The 21182-nt window shown below is 42.7% G+C and carries 22 protein-coding genes and 1 pseudogene; 8 read left to right on the forward strand and 15 right to left on the reverse strand.

Annotated elements, in window-relative coordinates; genetic code table 11:
* The first annotated feature begins 110 nt into the window (after positions 1 to 110).
* On the forward strand, positions 111 to 542 hold the full coding sequence (locus tag BOD01S_RS00560) for a DUF2621 domain-containing protein (protein WP_036159465.1): 432 nt from the start codon (positions 111 to 113) through the stop codon (positions 540 to 542).
* A gap of 162 nt (positions 543 to 704) precedes the next feature.
* Here the strand turns inward: BOD01S_RS00560 and BOD01S_RS00565 are convergent, their stop codons facing one another.
* Positions 705 to 1181, reverse strand: a complete 477-nt coding sequence (locus tag BOD01S_RS00565) for a GNAT family N-acetyltransferase (RefSeq protein ID WP_036159467.1) — start codon at positions 1179 to 1181, stop codon at positions 705 to 707.
* A gap of 108 nt (positions 1182 to 1289) precedes the next feature.
* Between BOD01S_RS00565 and BOD01S_RS00570 the strand changes: the two genes are divergently transcribed.
* The gene (locus tag BOD01S_RS00570; protein ID WP_052125028.1) at positions 1290 to 1529 is read left to right on the forward strand and encodes a hypothetical protein; all 240 of its coding nucleotides are present in this window, start codon (positions 1290 to 1292) and stop codon (positions 1527 to 1529) included.
* Positions 1530 to 1565: 36 nt separating this feature from the next.
* Positions 1566 to 2555, forward strand: coding sequence for a S41 family peptidase (locus BOD01S_RS00575; protein ID WP_052125029.1), 990 nt, complete (start codon positions 1566 to 1568; stop codon positions 2553 to 2555).
* A gap of 203 nt (positions 2556 to 2758) precedes the next feature.
* Here BOD01S_RS00575 and BOD01S_RS00580 read toward each other — a convergent pair whose 3' ends face one another.
* Positions 2759 to 3193, reverse strand: a complete 435-nt coding sequence (locus tag BOD01S_RS00580; RefSeq protein WP_036159469.1) for a VOC family protein — start codon at positions 3191 to 3193, stop codon at positions 2759 to 2761.
* Positions 3194 to 3285: 92 nt separating this feature from the next.
* Here BOD01S_RS00580 and BOD01S_RS00585 point away from each other — a divergent pair, with 92 nt between their 5' ends.
* Entirely contained in the window at positions 3286 to 3933 is a 648-nt protein-coding gene (locus BOD01S_RS00585) for an RNA polymerase sigma factor (protein WP_036159472.1), read from the forward strand.
* 131 nt (positions 3934 to 4064) lie between these two features.
* Positions 4065 to 4616: a GNAT family N-acetyltransferase gene (locus BOD01S_RS00590; RefSeq protein WP_036159474.1), complete on the forward strand. Its 552-nt coding sequence runs from the start codon at positions 4065 to 4067 to the stop codon at positions 4614 to 4616.
* A gap of 57 nt (positions 4617 to 4673) precedes the next feature.
* Here the strand turns inward: BOD01S_RS00590 and BOD01S_RS00595 are convergent, their stop codons facing one another.
* Complete coding sequence (locus BOD01S_RS00595) at positions 4674 to 5324, reverse strand: VOC family protein (protein ID WP_036159476.1); 651 nt, start codon at positions 5322 to 5324, stop codon at positions 4674 to 4676.
* A 287-nt stretch (positions 5325 to 5611) separates the two neighbouring features.
* Between BOD01S_RS00595 and BOD01S_RS00600 the strand changes: the two genes are divergently transcribed.
* Positions 5612 to 6166, forward strand: a complete 555-nt coding sequence (locus BOD01S_RS00600; RefSeq protein WP_036159478.1) for a hypothetical protein — start codon at positions 5612 to 5614, stop codon at positions 6164 to 6166.
* Positions 6167 to 6204: 38 nt separating this feature from the next.
* Here the strand turns inward: BOD01S_RS00600 and BOD01S_RS00605 are convergent, their stop codons facing one another.
* The 4 genes from BOD01S_RS00605 to BOD01S_RS00620 form a co-directional block, all read right to left on the reverse strand.
* On the reverse strand, positions 6205 to 6693 hold the full coding sequence (locus tag BOD01S_RS00605; RefSeq protein ID WP_036159480.1) for a CcdC family protein: 489 nt from the start codon (positions 6691 to 6693) through the stop codon (positions 6205 to 6207).
* Between the two features lie 30 nt (positions 6694 to 6723).
* Positions 6724 to 7095 (reverse strand): response regulator, encoded by a 372-nt coding sequence (locus BOD01S_RS00610; protein ID WP_036159482.1) that lies wholly within the window; start codon positions 7093 to 7095, stop codon positions 6724 to 6726.
* A gap of 59 nt (positions 7096 to 7154) precedes the next feature.
* Positions 7155 to 7865, reverse strand: coding sequence for a cytochrome c biogenesis CcdA family protein (locus tag BOD01S_RS00615; protein ID WP_036159484.1), 711 nt, complete (start codon positions 7863 to 7865; stop codon positions 7155 to 7157).
* 153 nt (positions 7866 to 8018) lie between these two features.
* Complete coding sequence (locus tag BOD01S_RS00620; protein ID WP_169745648.1) at positions 8019 to 8426, reverse strand: hypothetical protein; 408 nt, start codon at positions 8424 to 8426, stop codon at positions 8019 to 8021.
* A gap of 286 nt (positions 8427 to 8712) precedes the next feature.
* On the opposite strand from BOD01S_RS00620, the gene BOD01S_RS00625 reads away from it, so the two are divergent.
* Positions 8713 to 8994 carry a hypothetical protein gene (locus BOD01S_RS00625; protein ID WP_036159487.1) on the forward strand — a complete coding sequence of 94 codons (282 nt, stop codon included), beginning with the start codon at positions 8713 to 8715 and terminating at the stop codon, positions 8992 to 8994.
* A gap of 84 nt (positions 8995 to 9078) precedes the next feature.
* Here the strand turns inward: BOD01S_RS00625 and BOD01S_RS00630 are convergent, their stop codons facing one another.
* The 8 genes from BOD01S_RS00630 to BOD01S_RS00665 all read right to left on the reverse strand — a co-directional run bounded on the left by BOD01S_RS00630 (position 9079) and on the right by BOD01S_RS00665 (position 19993).
* The gene (locus BOD01S_RS00630; protein WP_036159489.1) at positions 9079 to 9711 is read right to left on the reverse strand and encodes a GIY-YIG nuclease family protein; all 633 of its coding nucleotides are present in this window, start codon (positions 9709 to 9711) and stop codon (positions 9079 to 9081) included.
* A gap of 102 nt (positions 9712 to 9813) precedes the next feature.
* A complete protein-coding gene (rarD, locus tag BOD01S_RS00635; RefSeq protein WP_036159491.1) occupies positions 9814 to 10722 on the reverse strand; it encodes an EamA family transporter RarD in 909 nt (302 codons plus the stop codon).
* A gap of 251 nt (positions 10723 to 10973) precedes the next feature.
* Positions 10974 to 12734 (reverse strand): ABC transporter ATP-binding protein, encoded by a 1761-nt coding sequence (locus tag BOD01S_RS00640; RefSeq protein ID WP_036159494.1) that lies wholly within the window; start codon positions 12732 to 12734, stop codon positions 10974 to 10976.
* Entirely contained in the window at positions 12727 to 14484 is a 1758-nt protein-coding gene (locus tag BOD01S_RS00645; RefSeq protein ID WP_036159495.1) for an ABC transporter ATP-binding protein, read from the reverse strand. Before BOD01S_RS00645 ends, BOD01S_RS00640 begins: the two co-directional genes overlap by 8 nt.
* A gap of 195 nt (positions 14485 to 14679) precedes the next feature.
* Positions 14680 to 15918, reverse strand: a complete 1239-nt coding sequence (locus BOD01S_RS00650; RefSeq protein ID WP_036159498.1) for an ABC transporter permease — start codon at positions 15916 to 15918, stop codon at positions 14680 to 14682.
* Complete coding sequence (locus tag BOD01S_RS00655) at positions 15911 to 16807, reverse strand: ABC transporter ATP-binding protein (protein WP_036159499.1); 897 nt, start codon at positions 16805 to 16807, stop codon at positions 15911 to 15913. Before BOD01S_RS00655 ends, BOD01S_RS00650 begins: the two co-directional genes overlap by 8 nt.
* A gap of 203 nt (positions 16808 to 17010) precedes the next feature.
* Positions 17011 to 17742, reverse strand: a complete 732-nt coding sequence (locus tag BOD01S_RS00660) for an N-acetylmuramoyl-L-alanine amidase (protein ID WP_036159501.1) — start codon at positions 17740 to 17742, stop codon at positions 17011 to 17013.
* A 79-nt stretch (positions 17743 to 17821) separates the two neighbouring features.
* Positions 17822 to 19993: a putative bifunctional diguanylate cyclase/phosphodiesterase gene (locus tag BOD01S_RS00665; protein WP_052125030.1), complete on the reverse strand. Its 2172-nt coding sequence runs from the start codon at positions 19991 to 19993 to the stop codon at positions 17822 to 17824.
* 165 nt (positions 19994 to 20158) lie between these two features.
* Between BOD01S_RS00665 and BOD01S_RS00670 the strand changes: the two are divergent.
* A pseudogene (locus tag BOD01S_RS00670) lies at positions 20159 to 21046 on the forward strand (EamA family transporter).
* Positions 21047 to 21182 lie beyond the last annotated feature (136 nt).

Below are 21182 nucleotides of genomic sequence, written 5' to 3' on the forward strand. Positions count from 1 at the left end.
CCTTTCACTAACTACTATCGAAATTCGTCACATAAAAAGGGACATTGCTAATGAAAAAAGTGTTCAAAACTCTTATAATAATTTCTAGAGATAGTAAAGAGGTGAAGATATTGGCTTTAACTGGATGGTTTTTATGGTTTATCTTATTTTGGGTTGTCATCTTGATTACCCTTATGGGAATCGGCGGCTTTTTCATGTTCCGAAAATTCCTGAAAGCATTGCCGAAAGCGGACGGAAAATCGGATTTGGACTGGCAGGAGTTTTATTTGGACAAGACGATCCACCTGTGGGGTGAAGATTCGAAGGCACTGCTTGCGGAATTGACAGCACCGGTTCCGGAGCTTTTCCGACAGGTCGCTAAAGAAAAAATCGCAGGCAAAATCGGAGAGCTGGCACTAGAAGAACGTGCTTCCTCCATTACGCAGGATTTGATAATACGCGGCTATATTCAGGCAACACCAAAACGTGATCATAAATTTTTACGAAAAAAATTAGATCAGATGCAAATTGACATTTCCTCTTATGAACATTTGTTTGAGTAGAACGTTGCACAGTGAGAAATAGCTTACAGAAAGACTCAGCCAAGATCGGTCGGGGCTGGAAGAATAATAATGCATCTCGCTAAAAGGCACATTCCACACAGTAATCAGTGGTGAATGTGCCTTTTTTATTGTCTAATTTTTCAGGCTGTCTGCTTGCCTTCCTTACAGCCTCTTTACAAGCTGCAGCTCATCTTGCAGTGGTATCCCGTATTCGCCGATCAGCGGGATAGACGGCTTGACTTTCCGTGCGTCTGTTACAGCATTCGGGAAAATCAAGCACAGCCTATAGCCTCTTTTTTGATAAAATTTCAGGGCGTTCAAATTATCATTCGTTGTCAGTAACGTAATTTGTTTTATATTCTCAGCTTGTGCCAGCTGTTCTGTGCGTTCAAGGAGCATACTTCCGATTCCTTGTCCCTCAAGGAGACTATCGAGTGAAATGATTTCAACCTCTGTTTCTTTTCTATCAAATGTAATTAACCCGATTATCTCCCCTTTTTCATCCAATGCCGCAAACCCGTCCAGCGCTGCGCAATTATACACTCCGCTTGATACAACCATTTCGCTGCTTCCCCACTGTTCAATGAAAAAACGATTAACCGTGTCTGCCTGTTTTTCCTCTATCCTGATAATTTGCATCCATCTCTTCCTTTCTGTATGTAAGATTTCCAATATTGAAACTTTTCATTATAGAGCTCGCATCTATAATAGTATTATATTGGAAAAAGTTTACGGGGAGGAAATGAAATGTTAGAAGCATTTAAGGAAATCGTAAAAACGATGCACAATGATTACGCAGGGTATGTCGACAAAAAGGGCTGTGACCGGCCTGATGTATTTGTTGAACAGCTAACAAGCCTTCAAGAGAATGGTGAGTTGACTGACGAAGCGTTTATTGCCATTGTAGAGGACTATTTATTGGATTTTAACGACAAGCATATTTTCTTTTTCCACCCTGATTTACAGCAAAATACCCTTTCCTATTGAGGGTTTCAAGTTAGAAGATATGAGGACAAGCTTTATGTGACAAAGGTAGATGAGGAACAGCGGCTGGAGCTTGGCAGCGTTTTTACTGGCATTGGCGGACTGTCTATCCCTGATCTGAAAAACAAACACGCCATGCTTCTTAATGAAAGCCATCCGGAACGTGAAAACTGGACAGCCATTTTCTCTTATTATGAATTTGTTGAGTTAGAAGGCAGCGATGATAAAATGTTTCCACTGCATTTTTATAAAAAACCGCCTTATGTACCGGTATACACCATCAATCAACGAGACGAATCGACGGTGTGCCTGACGATGACCGATTTTAACAATCCGGATGCGATTGTTTCATTAATAAATGAACATAAAAACCTGCTGGAAAAAGCAGAAAACTGGATTATTGACGTGCGGCTGAATAACGGCGGCAGTGATACGAGCTTTTTCCCCCTTCTGCCGTATATCGCTCCTCTCGAAGGAATGGATGTTTCACCTGAGGACTCCATGCTGTTTCTTTGCACGGAGGCAAATACCGAAAGAAGGCTAGCAGAATTTGAAGAAATGATGCAACAAATTGAGGACGAAGAAACACAAAGGGTGTTACAGATCTTCCAAAGGGAGATGGTAAAAAATAAAGGAAAAGGGTTTGCGGAATTTGATTTTTTGGATATACAGCCTGATTCCTTTATGAAAGGGAATGCTTTCCCTAAACGAGTCATCGTTTTATCTGATACGTTTTGCGGCAGCTCAGGTGACTCCTTTGTGGAAATCTGCAAAAAGTCATCAAAAGTAACGGTGATTGGCCGTGCAACGATGGGCGTAAATGATTATGCAAACCTTGCGACACAGACATGGGATAGCGGCTTCGTTTTGAAATACCCTACCTCCAGACTTTCAAGAATCGATGAAGGGAATGGTATGACAGGTGTAGGGATTCTCCCCCATATTCATATACCGTGGACACCAGATCATTTGCGGGAAGATATCGATATGGAGCATGCTTTAAATCTCCTGAAATTACCGGTCATTTAGAGAGAAAGTTATCATCCCTGCAGGCCTAAAGTTTGGATTCGCACAATAGATCCTCTAATTCGCGTAATACAACTTAAAATTCGCGCAAACCATATAAGTATTGCATAAAAATGAGCAGCCCCTTCTAAAAAAGAGAGGCCGCTCATTTTCCATATCGAAAAAGGCTTCTAGTGAATTAAAGAATCGTAGAAAAATACCCTTTTTTATTCGCATGCAGAGGTTTTATCATGTTCCTGCTGCTTTTTAATATGGTCTGAGTGGAACGGGGAACCCTCTTCCTCATTCACGACACTGAACGGGTTACCGTCCGGGTCATAAAAATCAAAGCCTTTCATGTCGCCGAATTCCTCAATTTCAGTCGTTACAACTCCATTTGCATTCAATTGCCGATGGACCGCTTCAATATCCTGCACGACAAAATTATAATACACATTTCTTCTTTTTCCCTTTATGACAAACTCCGTTGGCTGCGGTGTGTCCACTTGAACAAGTGCCAGCTGCGCAGAGCCGCTCGGAAAATAAAATCCTGCCCCCTCCTCCCAGCTATCAATCTTTTTGACTCCGAGATTGCTTTCATACCAAACGGTTGATTTTTGAATGTCTGTCACAGGGATAAATATACTGCCAATTGTAAACATACGATCTCTCCTTCACATGGTATTCTTATGTATAACGGATTGCCGAGCAGGAAAGTTACATTTTTATAAATTTTTTGAAAGGTTGTGACCCGATGGCATGGGAAGTTACAGAAGCTGAGATGAAGAAGCTATACCGATATTGTTTAAAGCTGTCTCATTCGCCCTGGACAGCAGAGGACCTCGTACAGGAGACACTGCTGAAAGTGATCAAGTTACAAAGCGCCGAGCCTGACAGAACACTTACTTTCTCTTTTCTCTATACGATTGCCAAAAACCTTTTCATCGATGAAAAAAGAAAACAGCGGGATGTTTTCTCCGTTGAGGAGGATTTCTACGGTGAAGCGAGCAGTCTTATTGAATATGACAGCCTGATAGATATTCTTTTATCTACACTACCTTTAAAGCAGGCGATGCTTCTTACATTAAAGGACGTATTCGGATTCACTTCTAAAGAAATTGCGGCGATGCTACGGACAAGCGATGAGTCGGTTAAAACAGCGCTTCACAGAACTAGAAACAAATTAAAGACTGTACAGCTGGAAGAGGTACATGTAACGATTCCAAACAATCAGTTGATCACCTCTTTATCTACCGCAATAAAGAAAGCGAATCCGCAGCAAATATTTCTCTATTACCGCCAACTGGAAGCACGGCATTTTCAGGTTAGAAGAACAGAAGGAAGCGCTGTCTGTCATATTATCGACCCTGACGGAAATATATTGGAATTATATTGCTTTTAATGTAAAATGAAAATACTTACAGTTGAGAGGAATGATGGCAATGAAAACGACAAAAAAAGTGATTGAAAAGTAGGAAAAACTCTTCTCTTTTCAATCGTACAACTATGAATCTACATGAAAAGAGGAAATGTATGTATACAGTACGGGAAGTAACGATTCGCCCCATTACAAAAAACGATCTCCCAAGACTATGGGAGCTGATTTACAAAGATGAACAGCCGGAATGGAAAAAGTGGGACGCCCCCTACTATCCGCATCAAGCGATGAGCTATGAGGACTTTCTGCCACAAGGAGAAAAATGGATTGGTCTCGAAAATTTCTGGGTGATTGAAGTGAAAAATATCGTCCGCGGTATTGTTTCGTATTATTGGGAGCATGAGTACTCCAAATGGCTGGAGATCGGGATAGTCTTCCACGAAGCTGGCACTTGGGGAAAAGGCCTAGGCACAACAGCACTGCGTTTATGGATTGACCATCTCTTCGCTACGATGCCGCTTGTCCGTGTAGGCTTTTCTACTTGGTCCGGCAATGAACGCATGATGCGTGTCGGCGAAAAGCTTGGCATGCAGCTGGAAGCAAGAATCCGTAAAGCCCGCTATTATGACGGGCAATACTACGATTCGATCCGTATGGGTGTTTTACGGGAAGAGTGGGAGAAGAATATCATACAAGCTCAGTCTTGATTTGAAAGGGCTACATGTATAAAGGAAGCAGATGTCAAAAGGCATCTGCTTTGTTGTTTATATCGAATAGCGGAAAATGCCCCGGTCTGTATGAATGATGGTGGGCGTCTCCTTCCCCGGCTTTTCTGAAAAAATCCATCGTCTGCCTACAGGTCCGACAATAATATAATTCCCCTCTTCCGCCTCACCCATAAAATTCAGAAACTGGCTTTCATAAATGTTTTCATTGTTCCGCGGGAATATACCCATTCCCATTAATTCTTCTACTACAATTTTTACATCATTTGTTGACACACCTATTTCACTAATTCCTACAAGTTGAGTGGGACTGAATTCAACCGTTAATGCTGTCGGCGTTGTAGACCGCGCAATATATTCGATAATATTGCCTGCCGGGTCTTCAAAGTACAATGCCTTTGCCTTTGACTCCGTAAAGTCTACCTCATCATCCCCGTCCTCGGTCAATAATGTCATGCGCTGCTGTATCCAATGCTTGGCAGAGTGAAATAAATTTGGCGGAATATTGAAAGCAAAGTGGTAGTAGTGCTTTGATTCTTCATTCTGATGGAGCACGAGCAAACTCTCCCCTACACGGAATGTCGCCTTTCCATCCTTTGTATTCAACAGATCCCAATGAAGCTGGTCCTTATAAAAAGAAATGGTTTCTTCAAAATTTGCGATAAACAGCTCTACTTGCGTAATTTTCATCTTTCTACACCCCTTTTTTACATAATAGCAACCAACTAAAAAAGGAAACATACGACGCAAGGCTGAATTTACCAGCTGCCATTTTGGCCGGACACTTTCCCTTGTGTAGGGCTTCAACTATATGTATACGGGATGCTACTCCACCCAACACATCATCACATTATTTTGTCATCCCCTTCCTACGGCAAATAGCTAAAACTTTTCCAATTATTTGAAACCTATATCTATAGATATCCGTAGAAAGAAAATAAGGGGGCTCCCCCTTCTAAAAGAACGGAGGGTTCGTAATGCTGAATCAAAAATCACCACGTGTCCTTTTAGTTGTTTTTTCGATTGCTGTACTCATCCTATCTCCTATTTTCATCCTCATTTTGCCTGTTGGTGTAGTAGAAACCATATATTTTGATAGAAAGAATATCCTGCTGCTTGTTCCCCGTGCTAATTTTTATTTAATGGCCGGTACAATGACCCTTATTATAGCCATTCTTCTTCTCCTTTCCTGGAGAAGGAGTGTTTCTACATATATCATCGCTTTTCTTCTGTTGGCCGGAAGCGGCACCGCAGCCCACTATTCAAGTCTCAGCTATACAGCGATACAAGATGGAGGACTCGTCCTAAAAAAATTCCATACGGTCAATGATTACCCGTGGAGCAGCATCGCAGAAGTCGTCTATGAGTATGATCCTAATACTTCAGGCAGCTATATCTTTAAGACAACCGACGGAGAAGCGATTACGATAGAGGAGAACGCACAATTTGGGCCTGCAGAGCAGCGGAAAATATATCGGGCTGTAACAGGGCAAGGTATCACATTAATCGAACGTGAAAAGAATACAGAGTAAACAAAAAAATCCTTACGGGTAGATCCCGCAAGGATTTTTTAGTGCAGCATTGTTTTTTTCAGCTTTTTATATTGGACAAGCATCGCCAGTCGCCAAGGAATGATCATAGACCATGCCAGGATAAAGAACATGCCTCCCAGTTCCCCGACATCGAGGCTGTTTGAAAAAATCAGCTTTAAAAGGATGCGCAAAATTAATAGCCCAATCAAAATAAAAACAAATGCCTTAGAACGTTTTAAATAAATTTCTCCATCCCGCGCCTCAAATTTTGAAGTAGCAATTAATACGGTTGAAAATAAAACACCAATCACTGTCGCTTCTAAAATTTGAAGTGGTGCTACTCGGAATTCCTCAAAAATAAACATGAGGGCACCCGTCGACATAGCAATAGGCGGGATGATGATTTTCTTCTCATTAATCGGTTTTTTCTGCGAACGTAAACGGACGAACATCACAAAAACCGCCATAAAGATCGCCCCCACACTGGAGACGAGAACTAATAATTGAGAAGGTATGGCCCCAAACACACGAATCCCTCCTCTTGATGCTTGACCTTCTTACACTTCCATCGATGGCATAATATTATCGATGACTGCTTTAAGTTTTTCAGGTGTAAACGGCTTCGTGATAAAGTCCTTTGCACCATATTCAATGGCGTCTATGACTAGGCGTTGATGACCAAGAGCTGTAATCATAATGATCTTTGCATCAGGAAATTCAGGAATGATCTGCTTTACAGCATCCAGTCCTGACATCCCCGGCATTGTAATATCCATCGTCACAAGATCAGGCTGCAGTTCACGGTACTTCTCAATTGCCTGCCTGCCATTTGAAGCCTCTCCAATGACTTCAAATCCCCATTCTTTCAGCATGTTCCCAATTGCTACACGCATGAACAATGCATCATCTACAATAAGTACTGTCGGCATAAGTAACTCCTTCTAATTAGTCAACCTATTACAAGATGTATCTGCTATAGTGTAACAAATTAGAACCCTGTAAATCCACCGAAAAATGGTGAAAGTAAGCGAATAATATAATCTAGACCATCAAAGAATAGTAACACCCCTACGGCGATCATAATCCAGCCGCCTATTTTGACGATTTTTTGGCTGTTGCGGCGGATCCATCCTAAACGTGAAATGAAGAAGCCTAAAATGAAAAATGGTATCGCAAAACCGAAGTAATAAGCAAGCATATATAGCATGCTTGACTCAGGATTAGTACCGGCTAGCAAAGTGATGGAAGCTAGAATAGGACCCGTACATGGTGTCCATCCCGCTGCAAAGGCAAGCCCGATTAAAGCTGATCCTAGATAGCCGCTCGGACGGTTCTTAAACTGGAATTTCCGGTCTTTCATTAGGAAATCGATTTGCAGAAGGCCAACAATCATCAATCCAAACACGACGATTAAAATCGCTCCTATTTGACGAATCAGATCCTCATATTGGACGAAGAAAGAGTTCACTATAGAAGCACTGAACCCTATCGCAATAAAGATGAGGGAAAATCCAATGAGGAAAAATAAAGTATGTAAAATTGCCCGCTTCTGCAGCATTCCCTTTTCTGCTTTCAGCTCATCCAATGTCATCCCTGTTATATAAGATAAAAAGGCGGGATACAATGGCAAAGTACAAGGTGAGATAAAGCTTAAAAACCCTGCACCAAATGCTAAAAATATATTAATATCTGTTGCCATTCAATTTTTCGTTCCTTTCTCTGTACTGTTTACATCGTACCAAATTTTTGCTGAAAAAGCGCTTGAATGGACTGTGAAAGTTTCATGGCGGACTTATGAAGAAAGTATGAAGAGATGTAAAAGAGAGCTTTTTGACATAGTCAGGATAAAAAGTTACCTGACTATGTCTATGACTAAAAACAAAAAATAGATTATCGAGGTAAAACCAATGACCACCATAAAGGCCATGGACTGGAACCTCATCATCCACCGCAGCAGACTTTCCCCTTCTTTTCGCTTGCTCCATCTTTTAGCCGCCGCAAAGCTGATAAACCAGCAATGCAATGTAATAAATAGAGAAGGAAATACACAAAGAAAGATACCACAGACGACACTAAGAGCTAATGTCGGCTGATAGTTGCCGTAATTCACAATATACAGCGGCAACACAAACCAGAATACAGACGTCATAATCAGTACCAAGGAAAAAATCACATGCAGCCACAAATACCTGCGGTGCATATTACCATAAAATTGAAAGGCCTCCCTCATATCCAACCCACCTTTTAATGGTTTTTCCATGTTATTTCCTTGTACAGCGTATTTAAAAACATTTTTCGCTATCATTTTCTTTATATAAACAATATGTACGAGCTGGTGACAATAATCACGGAATGTGCCTTTTGTGCACGATGCTTTAAAAACACACTTTTGACAGGGTGGCACAGGCAGCTGCTCTTTCTATTGCTGCATCGTATGGAGGGGCGGAAGAAGGTATTACGCGCATTTTGTAGAATTGGTATAAATACAGAGGCGGTACAAAGCGGGAATAATGGAATTATTTATAAAACGGAGAGGTGGAAATAAGATGAAACGATTTAGCCGATTGTCTTTAGGGTTTCTCATAGCAGGGCTGGTTTTTCTTCTATGGAAGACGCAGATGGAGGGTTCCGCAGAGCCCGTGCTCTTAACCGGTCTTTTATGTTTAGTCATCGGGGCAATCTTCAGCCTTCTCGCTATGGCAAAAAAAGAAAAAGGAAAGACAAAGTTCACAGCAATCGCTTCCTTTTTCGCTGTCACATTTATGATTACATGGTTTGAGCCTTTTGAAATCATCCGGTTAATGACTTGGCTGAAACACTTCAGTTAAAGAGCAGGCAATTACTATGAAAATAACCTGTCAGATTTTAGCATCTGACAGGTTACATTTTTCTATTGATCTGAAACCATGAGCTTAAAACGATCGCAGCTGCTCAGATTCTTCCTTCCCCACCCGTAGGTTCCAGATTGGCTCGAAGCGGCGGATCATTGCGTTTTTCAGCTGATTCATCTCTTTTTTATCATCCATCGGACAGATCGAGAAATAAATATCGGCTTTACCGAATAGCTCCGTCAAGCGGGCATTCACATGACAATGTGTAGCCGTACCGTCCCGGTAGCAGCCCTTTGCCGAAATATTGCCGATGTGCTGATTAAACCGCTCCTTAAAAGATCTGGCACAGACGCCGGTGAACGTGAGCTCATTATTTACAATAATGTTGTAAACCCCATTTTGTAAAAGCAGTGCATCGTTTCCTTGGACGACAAATCGCGAATAGCGTTTATCGCCATAGTTGTTTAGAAATTTCCGGTAAAATGAGTCCCCCTCATTTTTCAGGAGAAGCAGCGCCTCCCCAGCGGAAAGATCAAGCAGGCTGCCATAATGTTTTTCTGTTTGTTCCTTTAAGTGCTCATACTTTTTTTGCCTGGCCAATTCACCTAACGTCATTTTGTCGAATTTGGCAAATGTGTTTTCAATCCCCATTTCCAACACATCAATTTCGATTTTCCGAAAATCATAGCGTTTATCCCCAAGTGTTACGTACATCCCTTTTCCCCCTTCAAGTGTACATAGGATATATTCGTCATTTTCGGACAAATTCCTGCAAAAACTGTAAAATTATTCTCGCTAACGCTTTATCTGGTCCATTTACTTTGCCTGCAGGGCATGACGTTTTCTTGCCTGGTGAATGGAGGAATAGGAGAAAATCGCGATGGCTGTCCAAATGCATCCAAAAGCAACGAGCTCCACTTGTGTGAAGGGCTCCTTATACAAGAAGACGCCGAGAAAAAATCCGATCGTAGGTGACACATATTGGATAAATCCTAACAAATACATCGGAATCCGCTGTGCACCTTTTGCGAACAGGATGAGCGGAATCGCTGTTAAAATACCACTGATCATCATGAGGACATCTGTTTGCCAGCCTTCATGCAAAAACTGCATAGAATCATTGCTGTACAGATAGATGTAATAAATAACGGCAATCGGCAAAATAAACAATGTTTCAATTGCCAGCCCGCGTGTTGCCTCTAATACAATCCGCTTTTTCAGCACGCCGTAAACTGCAAAGCTGAAGGCAAGAAGGAGCGACGCCCACGGAACCTGGCCATAATTCACTGTCATGACTAAAACACCCAGCAGGGCCACAACGAGCGCCAGAATCGTTGAGCGCGACAGCTTTTCCTTAAAGAACAGCATGCCAAATACTACGGAAATAATTGGATTGATATAATACCCCATTGAAGCTTCCAACACGCGTTCATGAGTAACGGCCCAAATGTAAATATACCAGTTGATCGAAATAAAGAAGGAGGCTGCCATCAGTGAATAAAACTGACGTTTATTGTGCCATAAATAGGATAAATCGGCCATGAGCTCTTTCCGCTTGCCGATCAGGATGATAAAGATCGTCGTGAAAACAAAAGACCAAATGACACGTCCGAGCAATATTTCCAAACTGCTCACATGGTCAAGTAATTTCCAAAACAACGGGAACACACCCCATATGGTATAAGCTGTAAAGGCAAAAAGCATTCCCTTTTGCTGCTCTGTCATAGTAACACCTCTCATATGTAAAGTAAGCCCATTATAGTGTTCGCCTATTGAAAAGTAAATGCATTTCTTTCGAGTATAGAAGGATTAGATGCAGAAGAGAAAATTTTCCCGCTCGCATAGCATTTTGTGACAAATTGGTGGCAGTCTTCATTTATCTCTTTCAGCAACGCAGAGTATTTCCTCCTATAGTAGAGAGTTTCTTTCTTTTTAACGCCAAAAAGACCGGGTGAAATGCTTCACCCGGTCTCTGTTCATTCTACGATGCCATTTTGCAATAAATACATTTTGTGATACAGCCCTTTTTGTGAAAGCAGTTCCTGATGGTTCCCCCGCTCTACGATTTCCCCTTGGTGAAGCACTAAAATCTGATCGGCATCCTGGATGGTTGATAGCCTGTGGGCAATAGCAATCGTTGTACGTCCTTTTCGCATTTTATCAAGCGACTGCTGAATCGCTGTTTCAGTTTCTGTATCAATGGAGGCTGTAGCTTCATCCAGCACAAGAATTTTTGGGTTCGCCGCTATCGTCCGGGCAAAGGCGATGAGCTGACGCTGCCCGCTTGAATAAGTAGACCCTCGTTCTGTTACATGCTCGTTAAGCCCGGCCGGCAATGCATCAATGAAGTCAGCCTGGACAAATTTCGCAGCGGCTTCTATCTCTTCATCCGTCATCTCACCATACAGGCGGATATTACTCTTTACTGTGCCGTAAAACAGAAACGGGTCCTGCAGCACGAGGCCGAGTTTACGCCGGATTTCCTTCTGGCTATATGATTTGATAGAGACTCCATCAATGAAAATATTCCCTTGCTCGTATTCATAAAAACGCATGAGCAAATTGATAATCGAGCTCTTGCCTGAGCCTGTATGTCCGACGAGCGCTGTTGTCTCACCCGGACGTACGGTAAATGAAATATCCTTTAATACATCTGTTTTTCCATCATAGCTGAATGTCACATCGCGGAATTCGATAAGCCCATCTGTAATGCGCTTTTCGGTATTTTCCTGCCTAGGTTCTTCATCCGTTTCATCCATTACTTCAAAAACGCGTTTGGCGGCTACAACTGCCTGCTGGAAGATGGCCAGCTGCTCCATCATTTGATTAATCGGCTCAAAGAAGCGGGTAATATACGTGACAAACGCATATACGACACCGATTTCTACAGCCCTGTCAAAGGAAGCAATCCCAAAATAGGAAAGCAAAATAATGATGGCGCCAAAATAAACAAGATCAATGATCGGCCGTAGCAGTAAACTGTTCAGCTTCGTGTTGCGCATCATCGAGCTGTAATGCGCTTCATTAATCTCATCAAATTCGCGGTTCAGCCGTTTCTCCTGGCGAAATGCCTGTACAATGCTCATGCCTGATAACGACTCAGACAGCTTTGCATTGAGATCACTCAATTTTTCACGCATTGTCATATAAACGACTGCGCTCCATTTCCGGTATAAGTAAATGATGAGCACAAGAATCGGAATGACAAAAATAACATACATCGCAAGGAGCGGATTTAACAGGAACATCGCAAAGTAAACACCGACGATTAACACAATTGCCTGTACAAAGCTGATCAGCACATTAACAAATAGGTCCTTAATCGCTTCTGTGTCATTTGTCGCGCGAGAAACAGTAGCGCCTGCGGGTACTTGGTCGAAATAGCGCATACCTAAACGATGCACCTTGCTGAATACGTCAATTCGCAGCTGCTGAACAACCTTCAGCGCAATGACCTGGAACTTGTAATGCTGCAAGTAACGCAGTACTACATTGGCCACTTCGATAACAATATACGTCACGGCAAGAAAAACAATCGGCCCTGTCTCAAAGCTCCTCGGTGTAATATGATCATCGATAAACAGCTTGATTAAATAAGGTGTAATCACCTCACCCGTAACGGATAACAGTAAAATAACTAAAGCAATCGCGACCGCCTTTTTATGGGGCTTTAAATAGGAGAAAAGGCGCTTCAGTACCTCTGCCTGTTCCTTCCTGCTGATTGAAGGCTTACTCATCCTGGCCACCCCTTTCCACAAGCTGCTCTAGCTGCTGCAGCTGATACATCTCATAATAGCGACCACGGAGCGCCATAAGCTCTTCATGTGTTCCCTTCTCGGCAATTGTTCCATTTTCCATAAAGAGTATAAGATTTGCGTGCTGTATTGCGCTCAATCGATGTGATGTGATGATAGTTGTTGCGTTTTTTCGTTCTTCTTTCAATGAATGGAGGATCGCTTCTTCCGTTTTTGCATCCACCGCCGATAATGAATCGTCCAGAATGAGTAAATTCGGCTTCATCATTAGTGCACGTGCAATGGAAATACGCTGCTTCTGCCCTCCTGACAAGGCAACCCCCCGCTCTCCAACGACCGTATCGTAGCCCTGTGAAAAGCGAAGGATATCGTCATGAATATGGGCGGTTTTCGCTGCGTGCTCCACTTCCTCTTTATTCGCTTGTTCATCGGAAAAGGCAATATTATGATAAACACTTGTAGAAAAAAGGAAATGATCCTGCGGAACATAGCCGATTGCTTTCCGGAGCTGTTCCTTCCGGTAATCGTCAATCGGCAAGCCGCCATATGTGATAGTCCCTTCATATTGGTCAAACTGCCGCAACAGCAGCTTGAGGATTGCACTTTTACCTGATCCCGTTTTTCCTACAATGCCGAGTGTCTCGCCCTCCTGCAAATCGAACGCCACATTTTTTAATGTTGGATGCTCGTCTCGCGGGAATGTAAAGGATTGAATATGAAAGGAAATTGCTCCTTTTGGCACTTCCGCAATGGCACCTTCCTTATCCTCCACATCGACTGGCGTCTCCAGCAAGGATTCAATGCGGTCATACGAGGCACTTCCCCGCTCCACAATATTGAAAAGCATTCCGATGGCCAGCATCGGCCATACAAGAAGTCCTAAATATGTCGTGAAGGCGATTAAGTCTCCTACCGACATTGCCCCTTCCACAATGAACTTTGCGCCGAACATTAAGCTTAAAAAATAGCTGATGGCAATCACGAGGCTGATTGTCGGGTCAAACAGCGAATCGATTTTTGCTACCCGTATGTTTTTATCTACTACTTCCTGTGAAAGCCTGCGGAAATCCTCGATATCGTTCTGCTGGTAGCCAAAGGATTTAATGACCTTTACGCCTGTAATGGACTCCTGTGTTTTATCATTTAAATCCGAAAACGCCGCCTGTGCTTCCCTAAAGCGCATATGTAATAGCTTGCCGTAGTAGCTGGTGGACAGCGCCATAAGCGGCATTGGAATAAGGGCTATCAGCGTCAGGCGCCAATCGATTGTAAAAGCCATCGCCAAAATAACAAATCCGCCTGTCGTAATCGAGTCAAAAAGCGTCAATACCCCTGAACCGGCCGTCATTTGTACAGCGGAAACATCATTCGTAGCATGCGCCATTAAATCCCCAATACGGCGCTCCTGATAAAATGCCGGGCCCATTTTGGTAAAATGACGAAACAGCTTTTCACGCAGCAGCTTCCCTAAATAATTGGATGAGCCAAAAATCATTTTCCGCCAGTAAAAACGCAGCACATACATGACTAGTACCGTTGCTGCAATGTACGCAAGCCATTTGCCAAGCGAACCGGCTGTCAATGTTCCGTCCCCTATTTCATCAATCGTAATCCCGATAATTTTCGGCGGAACAAGCTGCAATATCGCTACAAGAATGAGCATTAGTACCCCAATACTGTATTCTTTTTGCCGCTCTTTAAAAAACCAGCCGAGCCTTAAAAAAACCTTCAAATACTCCCACCTCCAGATTTTTCTATTTTAGCAAATTTCATCGGATGAATGAAGAGGAGTATTGAAATTATTTCGAACATTGAAATAAATCACAATTCATCTGTTTCCTTTTGCGAAAAGAAAAACAGGACCACCTTCGCTGAGAGTTCTTTCCCCATATAAAAAACCTCCCCGGCTTGGCCGGAGAGGCTCTTTTTACGTTGTAACTTTTAATACCGTCTTGATTTTTTGAATAACGCCGCCAGTAGAATACGTTAGCACACTTCGTTTATAGAAGGTGATGCTAATGTAGTAAAGCGCTGCTACTGTTACTGCTAAAACAGCAAGCGAGATTAGCGGCGGGACAATCGAAATATCCGTCCCACCCATTCTCATCGGCATAACCATCCCCGATGTGAACGGAATGTAGGAGAATATTTTAATAAGAATCGTATCCGGATTATTCATTCCTGCAATCATGACATAAAATGCTGCGATAATGACGATCATCGCCGGCATCATTACTTGAGAGGATTCCTCCACTTTGGAAACAAGCGAACCGAACAATGCCCCGATAATCAAGTAAAGCAAAATCGATAATATAAGGAATGCTACTACGAAAATATAATAGGATGCCGATAATTCGTTAAGGTAGTCAGTAATCTTACTCCACAATTCCCCGCCATCCTTCAGGCTAGTCAGCAGTAATACCGCGCCAATCAGAACAACCAGCTGCGTGATTGCTACTAGGAAAGTGCCGAATACCTTTGATTTAAAGTGCGTTTCCGGCTTTACGCTGACAAGCAGCATTTCCAGTGCACGAGAGCCTTTTTCACTTGCTACATCTGTCGTAATAATCGATAAGAACGAAATAACAATGATATAAATAATAATACCAGCTGCATAGGAACCAAGCATGCCAGCCATTTTCTCATCTGCTGTTTTTCCGCTTTCTTCATTATTGAACGCCTTCATGCTGATGATCGGTGTCGTGTCCATAAGCAGCTTAGTCTGCTCAGCAGACAAATTCATCTGGCTGATGGCATAGAGCTGCCCGGCTGTTTCCACCTGTGTTGTTAAATCCTGCTGCAGGGAGAATTTCAGCGGTTCATAGGAGTAAAACTGTGCCGCCAATTTCCCTTCCACATCTGAAAGCTCAATAGCGGCAAGGTAGTCACCATCCTCTAAAGCACCTTCAATTTTATCCAGGCTGTTTATTTCTTTAAATTCCATATCTGTCGTATCTGTGAAATACTCTTCTATATTTGCCCCGGTTTGGTTATAAACCGCCACGACATCAGCTGCACTGTCCGAATCATTAAAAAGAGCCTTAATATCGGACCAGAATATAAAGCCGCTGATAAGCACCAAATAAAAGCCTGTGGACAGAAGGAAAGCTTTTGATTTCAATTTCTGTTTATACAGCTGTTTTAATAAAAGCGTAAACTTAGACATGGACGCCACCTACCTGATCTTTAAAGATTTCATCAAGCGATAAATAATCGAGGCTGAACTTTTCGATATAGGCGCCGTTTGATACAACATCAAATATACCTTTTGCAAAGCTTTCATCTTCCAGTGTCAGCAAATATTCACCCTTGATATTTTTGATCTCTTTTACACCCGGCAGATTGGCCTCTTCAAGCGGCATTTCCGTACGGATTGTCAGCTTTGTTTTCCCGTACTGCTTTTTTAAGTCCAGCAGCGAGCCGGAAAATAATGATACCCCGCGCTTTAGTAGGCACAAGTGGTCACAAAGCTCCTCAACATTTTCCATCTGATGGCTGGAAAAGAGAATAGTCATTCCCTGGTCGCGCAAAAGGAGAATCGCATTTTTCAGTAAATCCTTGTTCACCGGATCAAGTCCGCTGAACGGCTCATCCAAAATAAGGAATTTCGGCTTATGGATGAAGCTTGCAATCAGTTGTACCTTTTGCTGATTCCCTTTAGAAAGCGTTTCTGCCTTATCCTTCCGCTTCTCCTCCAAATCAAAACGATTGATCCAGAAGTCGACTTCTTTTTTCAATTCATCGCGTTTCATCCCGCGCAGCTCACCAAAGAAATAAAGCTGCTCGTCAACTTTCATCTGCGGGAAGATTCCGCGCTCTTCCGGTAAATAGCCGAGGATATCACGGTTTACCGAATTGATCGGCTTGCCTTCCCACGTGATTGTTCCTTCCGTAGTTTCCTGCAAGTCAAGAATCATCCGGAATGTCGTTGTTTTTCCTGCTCCGTTTTGCCCGATCAGGCCAAAAATCTCACCCTTTTCAATTTCAAAGTTCAAATCTTGAACCGCGGTGAAATCTCTGTATTTCTTCGTTACATGTTCCAGTTTTAAGCTCATGACAGGTCTTCCTTTCTCTCAATCTACAACATATATACGGTATAACTTTAACATAAGTTTCATAAATTTCATTTATTTCCAAAAATAATATACAAAAGTCCGTGCTTTTCTAATAAAAATGTGTAAGCAATGACGATATTTCATGACAAATCCATATTTCATTTATACTTACACAATGAAAAAAAGAATAGCCCGGTAACAGGCTATTCTCCTTTTTCCAGTAGAAGCACACATAAACCGCAAAAGTCGTTTAATGTTAATTGACCTTTCTCAAGCTTTTCCCTCCAAATGACTGAAAAACATCCTTGTGAAATTCCTTTTTCCACGATTGCTTTGACAAATGATTTATCGTAGTAAAGCTTTTGGATTCGCTCATACAGAGCAGCACTGGAAAACGGATTGCTATTCGGCTGGATAAATTGGGCAAGTGATTTTGCGATTGCCCTGCAGATTGCTTCAAAATGCTTCTTATAAAGGGACACATCCGCTGTTGAGTTGACAAAGCATATTTCTATCAACACAGCATCCTCCGTTGTTCCGTTTAAGAATGCTAGATCATTTCGTTGTTTAGCTCCCCGGTCCGGATAGCCGGCTGCATCAGCCACACCTTTACTCAAGCGTGCCGCAATCGAACGTACTGCTGCCTTTTTATAAAGCACCTCTGTTCCAATCGCACGCGTCTGTTTACTAGCTACGGCATTAAAATGAATGCTTACATCCAGTTGTCTTTTTGTCTGATTATGTGCCACGATTAAGTATCGTAGATTTTCTCTTTGGTTTTTTGAAGTATTGTCTTCTACATGATGGACACGAATGCCCATGTTTTTCAGTTTGGCTATGACACGGTTTACTACTTTCCTAGCCTCCGTTACCTCATCTATTATTCCAACGGCTCCGGTTCCCGGCTTCCAGTGTCCTGGACTCATTGTAATCATGCTATTCCCTCCTTTTCTTTTACTATCGATTCCGAAAAGCAAAAACGGGACAATGGCTGCACAACGAGGCGCCGCTTTGTTACTTTGTCATTTTCAGCCTGTTCAGCTGCTCATCTGCAAACTGCTGAATCGCTTGGTAATCTGCTTCCAGCGCTTCATAAGGAAGCGGACGGCTGATGAAATAGCCCTGGATTTTTTCACAGTCGTTATGGAATAAATAGTCGAGCTGTTCGGGTGTTTCAATTCCTTCTGCAACTACTTTCAGCTTCAAATGCTTGGCCATCGACAAAATCATCTTAACGAGTGCTTCATCGTCTGGATTGTCTAAAATGTTCCGGATGAAACTGCGGTCTATTTTTAAATAATCAATCGGAAAATCTTTTAAATAAGAGATGGAAGAATAGCCTGTTCCAAAATCATCTACAGCAATTGTGACCCCTAATGCCTTTAGTTCCTGAAGGGCCGGGACTATGAGCTTTGTGTTCATCGTCATACTTTCAGTAATTTCCAGCTGGAGATGAGCTGGCGCAAGACCGGTTTTTTCTAGGGTTTGTTTAACAAAGCGGCTAAAATCCTTTTCATAAAGCTGCCCAATGGACAGGTTTACGGCAACCCTCATCGGTTTACGGTGTTTTTTCTGCCACCTAACCGTTTCAGTACACGCTGTTTCCAGGACCCATTTTCCAATCGGCACGATAAGCCCGCTTTCTTCGGCAAGCGGAATAAAATCAAGCGGTGCAATCAAGCCCCTCTTCGGATGCCGCCACCGGACAAGCGCCTCGGCAGAACTGATTGCTCCTTGCTGCAGGTCAAGCTGCGGCTGGTATTCTATAAACAACTCGCCCTGTTCAATTGCTTTCTTTAGGTCATGTTCAAGCACGAGCCTTGCAGCGCGTTCTTCCTGCATGCTTCCTGTATAAAAGGAGACACGTTCTTCTTTTTTCGTTGCCTCATATGCTGCAAACTGGGCAAATTGCAGCAAATCCTCTGCATTCGCCGCATCCTTTGGATAGAGAGAGACCCCAATATGGAGCACACTGCTGATCGAAAAATGCTCCAAAACAAGTGATCTGTGCATCATCTGCTGCAGCTTGTCTGTGACTTCCTGAAGCATCTGCAGCTGCTCATAGCGAGGGATAAAAACAGCGAACCGGTCCTCCGGCAGTTTACTCAATACATAGCTATAGGGCAGTACCTCCTGCAGACGCTGCGCGATGGTTTCCAGCATTTTTTCTGCATAAGCCGTACCGAGCGAGCTCTTCACCCCCTCATAACGGTCCACCCCAAATACAAGGAGCGCCTTTGCGGAGTCTCCCTGCGGCAGATGCTCTTCAAGATATTCTTTTAAATACCGCTCATTTGGAAGCCTTGTTCCCGCATCATAGTAAGCGAGCTGCTTGATTTTCCTTTCCTTCAGCTCCAATGACTCTTTTGCCTTTATCACAGCGACAAAGGGCTGCTCGACCGTGAAATAATAGATTGATTTATAAAGAAGCCAAAAAGCAGTAAATTGGAAAATATGTCCCGTAAAATTATAAATATCATACACATCTATATAGGAGATGAACATAATATCACTGCAAAGCAAATTGAACGAGGCAGCAATGAGAAAGAGAAATAGCCTTGGCATGGTTCTAATTTGCTTAACTAGGACAACCATTAACAGAACTGTAAGAATGAAGGCCGCCATTTGCAAATTGCTCTTAAGCGCTGTGATGCCCCCTTCATTGACCAGCTCCGGTAATGGCCTAGCAGGTAAGTAGACCATTACAACCACCGATAGAGAAATCAGGAGGCTGCTGGCGTAAGCAGCCAATCTTGTTGAAGATGCAGCCTGCTTTTCTTTCGTTAATAATATGTATAAAAAACCAATCGGGAACAGCAGCCTGCCAGCTATATAAAACCATGTCGCAGCATATGGACCGCTTTCATGAATAAAAAACGGCATGCCTTTATAGGCGATTGCATGGACGACCCCCAAAACGCCGATCGTTAAAAAAAGAGCCCCACTATAAAGTATCTTATTGTTTTGATGGAACTTAGAACTTAGCCAAATCTGGTTGGCGATTGCTAAGGAACAAAAGGCTACAAATATTTCAATGATGAGATGGATGGCGACATAATTCTGCTCTCCAAATATTCCATGAAGAGGTTCCCTGAAGATCACGGCTATCCCTGCTAGTATATAGACTAGAAGTATATAGAGAGTTAAATACTTTTGCTCTGCTAAAACTTGTTTGAATGTTTTCATCACGATCCCGCCTCAATAATTATTAGGAATTTTTGGATGGTAGTATGTAATTTTATACTACCACAAGCATATGGAAAATATTATATCGCCACAAATTTTTCATTCTTTTCTTTCCCGCCTCGTTAGTCTAAAATCGAAAGGATAGTACATAGATTCGAGGTTATTATGGAGAAAAATAAGACAATTGGCTTTTTACTTGTAATTTAAGGGGCATTTTTCTGGGGAATCGGTGGTACGGTGTCTCAACAGCTATTTCAAAAGTTCGGCATTGACGTCGGGTGGTTAGTGTCTTCCAGATTATTGATCGGAGGCTTTTTACTGCTTGTCATGCAGGGACTATTCAAGGACCGTGCACAAATTTTAAAAGTGTGGCAGACAGATGCGGTGCGGCTCCTGATTTTCGGCCTTTTTGGCATGCTGGCAGTACAATATACATATATGGCAAGTATTGATTATGGTAACGCAGCGGTTGCTACACTTCTTCAGTATTTAGCACCCGTTATGATTATGGCTTGGCTTGTATTCAAAAAGCAGTCGCTCTTTACAAAGAAAGACGGGCTTACTGTCGCCCTCGCTTTATCAGGCAGCTTCCTTCTGCTGACGAATGGCTCGGTGTCCACCTTAGCCGTACCGGTGCCGGCTGTGATCTGGGGCTTATTGTCCGGTGTGACACTTGCCTTTTATACACTGTACGCCGTACCACTTTTAAAAAAATACGATTCCCTTGTCATTGTCGGCTGGGCCATGCTGATCGGCTCTGTTGCGATGAACGTTCTTCACCCTGTATGGCAGGTCGATACCTCCATCTGGACTGGCGAAACGATTTTTTACTTGGTGATCGTCATCATTTTCGGTACAATGCTTGCGTTCTGGTTTTATATTGAAAGCCTGCAGACGCTATCAGCAAAAGAATCAAGTCTTCTTGGCAATATCGAACCGTTAACAGCGGTGCTCGCTACAGTCCTATGGCTCGGTGAACCGTTCGGCGGCTTTCAGTGGGTCGGTACAGGTCTTATTTTATGCATGATGGTGTATTTGGCATTGAAGAAATAGACGGGAGTTTTAGCGTATTACGGCTAAAGGACTTTACGTGGTGCAGCATACGCCAAATAAGGCCCTTTTGAATGAAAATGATGTTTTATTAGACCGGCAGCTTCTTCGCTATTTCATCTACTGGATTAAAAAAGGT

Origin of the sequence: Lysinibacillus odysseyi 34hs-1 = NBRC 100172, from assembly GCF_001591965.1 — a bacterium.
GTDB classification, from domain to species: Bacteria; Bacillota; Bacilli; order Bacillales_A; family Planococcaceae; genus Lysinibacillus_B; species Lysinibacillus_B odysseyi.